This window comes from Actinospica acidithermotolerans (assembly GCF_018139625.1).
Taxonomy (GTDB): Bacteria; Actinomycetota; Actinomycetes; order Streptomycetales; family Catenulisporaceae; genus Actinospica; species Actinospica acidithermotolerans.
Genome location: NZ_JAGSOH010000253.1, coordinates 1 through 2,527, shown reverse-complemented (window position 1 = coordinate 2,527; position 2,527 = coordinate 1). Strand labels below are relative to the sequence as shown.

Here is a 2,527-nt window from a genome sequence, read left to right as displayed (position 1 = left end):
CGTCCACCCCGACCGTCCCCAACACCGAGCTCACCGAGCCTCCCCTCGACGACGAGCAGATCGACGTCTGCATGATCGGCTGGAAGTACGGCGGCCACGGCCGCGGCACCCGCGAGACCCCGAAGCCGCGGGCGAGGGCCGGGGCGTAGATCTGGGGGTCCGGCCGGCGGGTTCCGGCCGGCGAGTTCCGGCCGGCGAGTTCCGGCCGACGGGTTCCGGCCGGCGAGTTCCGGCCGACGGGGTCGCGCCGGGCTGCCCAGCTGGCCACCTGACCACCTGACCACCTGACCAGCCTGAACTGGGCGTTCACCCGCCCTTCACAAGTGATTGGCCAGTCCCGCCCCGCGACTGCTACTGTTTTCCACGTCCCGGGCGATTAGCTCAGCGGGAGAGCGCTTCGTTCACACCGAAGAGGTCACTGGTTCGATCCCAGTATCGCCCACGCATGGAAGCCCCTCGGCACTCAGATGAGTGCCGAGGGGCTTCGTCGTTCGGCTGAATAACGTCCATGTCATCAGGCTGCTTCGCAGCGAGGTGAATGTTCCCCGATGCAGCACCAGCCTCAGAACCAGCCGAACCAGTCCCCCTTGCTTCTTTTCCCTTGCTCGGCCGCCGGATTACGTCGTGAGTTCAGCCCGGCGCGACCACCAGCTTTCGGCGGCGGTCATCGCGCTCTCGGCCTCGTGGACGCCGTGTCCCACGAGCCCTGCGGTGGCGGCCCAGTGCAGGGGTATTAGGGCTAGAGCCCCGGGGAGCCATCGGTGCTCGTCGCGAGTGAGCGGCTCCGGAGCTGTGCTTTCGTAGGCGTCGAGCAGTCGTCGCGGCTCGAGCGATTCGCCGTCGTGTGAGGCGTGGTGCAGGCTGGCCGCGATGTCGTACAGCCGCTCCCTGACCCTCGCGAAATCCAGGTCGAAGGTAACCCATGAGCCGTCGGGCAGTTCGCCCGCGTTGCCCAATTTGTAGTCCCCGTGAATCGGAGCGCAGGGCAGCTCGACCTCCTTCCGGAGCGTGGAGAGCTCGCCGGTCAGTTGGCGCATCCGCTGCACGACCGGCTCGCTGCGGGGTCCGAGCCTGCCGCGCGTGAAGCCGATCGAGTAGCGGACCTGACCGAGGGTTCTGTGGTCGTCGAGGGGTTCGGGCAAGCTGGGCTCCCAGACTGCTCTGAGCGCCGCGTGAAGGCGTCCGAGCTCCTCGAAGAGGCGGAGGTACGAGGCCTCGTCCGCCCGTGGCTGCACGTGATCGATGAATTCCTCGATCTCGGCCCAACGATCTCCGACCCTCAGCACGTCGCGGCCGGAACTCGGAATCGGCCGAGCGACGCGGGCTTGCGTCCGCTGCAGCCGCTCCCGCAGCCGCCGCAGTCCCGCGACCCGCCCGCGGCGGACCCAGGGCCGGTGAACCCGAAGGACGACCGGCGGCTCAGCGTCTATCCGCAGGTTGAGATTGAACTCACCGCCGATGTCTGTCCACCCGGCCCCGCGCGCGACGCGCGTGATCAGGGCCGAGACAGCCCGTTCATCCGGGCTGGCTCTAGGTCCGAACCAGCGCGGCAGGGAAGGAGCAGAGCTCGAAGCCTCGATCCCGGTCACGGCGACGGCCCTCCAGCGCATCGGACGATTGCTCCGCCAGCGAACCCATCCTCCTCGACGCGACTCGATCGTGCCACGCATTTGCCATCTTGCCGGAGAACACCGACGGAGCTTTGGCGTTGCAGAAGCAGCAGTTCGCCTTGCCGCCCGCTGGTCGTCACGGCGCCGGGCAGCAGACGTGCCCTTCGTTGTGCCGCCTCGGACGTACTTGTCCCGCCGTGGACAGACGGCTGATATATGGCGCGCTTACGGACGGCCGAGGGTGGTCAAGTCGGCTGGTGCGGGGGCAACGGAGCGGCCTGCGGCGTGCTCGTGCAGTTCGTCGCAGCAGTTCGGGCAGGTCGTAGCCAGGGAAGCTAACCTGAAGCAGGCGAAGCTGGAACAGCGACTCGAGGTGTGGATGGCGCGTAGCGACATCCACAGGCTTGATCTTGACGTCCCAGGCGTCTGGCGCCGCCCAATGGGTCATCCGGACATAGAAGGCGTCTCGGGGCCCGGCGTTGGCCACAGCCGCGAGGAACGCGAGGCCGCTGTCGATCGGGAAGTCGATGAGCATCCACCCGCGCCGTGAATCAACGTAGCGGGACATGTGGGGCAGGGTCTCGATCCAGCTTTCGTTGCTCTCACCGAGGTCTTGGCAGCAGGTGAAGGTCTCGAGCCCGCAGCGCCAGATCGCTTCGATCACCGGCGCGAGCAGCTCGTCGATCTCGGCGCGCCGATCGCCTACCTCAACTGCAACGGTGGGGTGGGTGCCCTGGGTCGATGTCACCGGGTGAGCTTAGCGGTGTCGTAAGCTTGTCGGCCGCTCGGTTTCCATGCCTCCGGTCCTTCCAGGGCGGAATATCAGTAGTCGAAGAGGATGCCGCCAGCCATCCCCTCCACCGAGGCACAGCACGATCTTCCCGCAGGCAGCCGACGCGACTGGGGACCGCTGGGAC

2 protein-coding genes and 1 tRNA gene are annotated in these 2,527 nt (G+C 67.4%); 1 reads left to right on the top strand and 2 read right to left on the bottom strand.

The window, feature by feature from the left end; translation table 11 throughout:
• Positions 1-370 precede the first annotated feature (370 nt).
• Positions 371-442 (top strand) — tRNA-Val (locus tag KDK95_RS34440).
• 175 nt (positions 443-617) lie between these two features.
• Here KDK95_RS34440 and KDK95_RS34435 read toward each other — a convergent pair.
• Together KDK95_RS34435 and KDK95_RS34430 are read right to left on the bottom strand one after the other, a co-directional pair.
• A complete protein-coding gene (locus KDK95_RS34435; RefSeq protein ID WP_212522556.1) occupies positions 618-1,589 on the bottom strand; it encodes a phosphotransferase enzyme family protein in 972 nt (323 codons plus the stop codon).
• A gap of 157 nt (positions 1,590-1,746) precedes the next feature.
• Complete coding sequence (locus KDK95_RS34430) at positions 1,747-2,358, bottom strand: hypothetical protein (RefSeq protein ID WP_212522555.1); 612 nt, start codon at positions 2,356-2,358, stop codon at positions 1,747-1,749.
• Positions 2,359-2,527 lie beyond the last annotated feature (169 nt).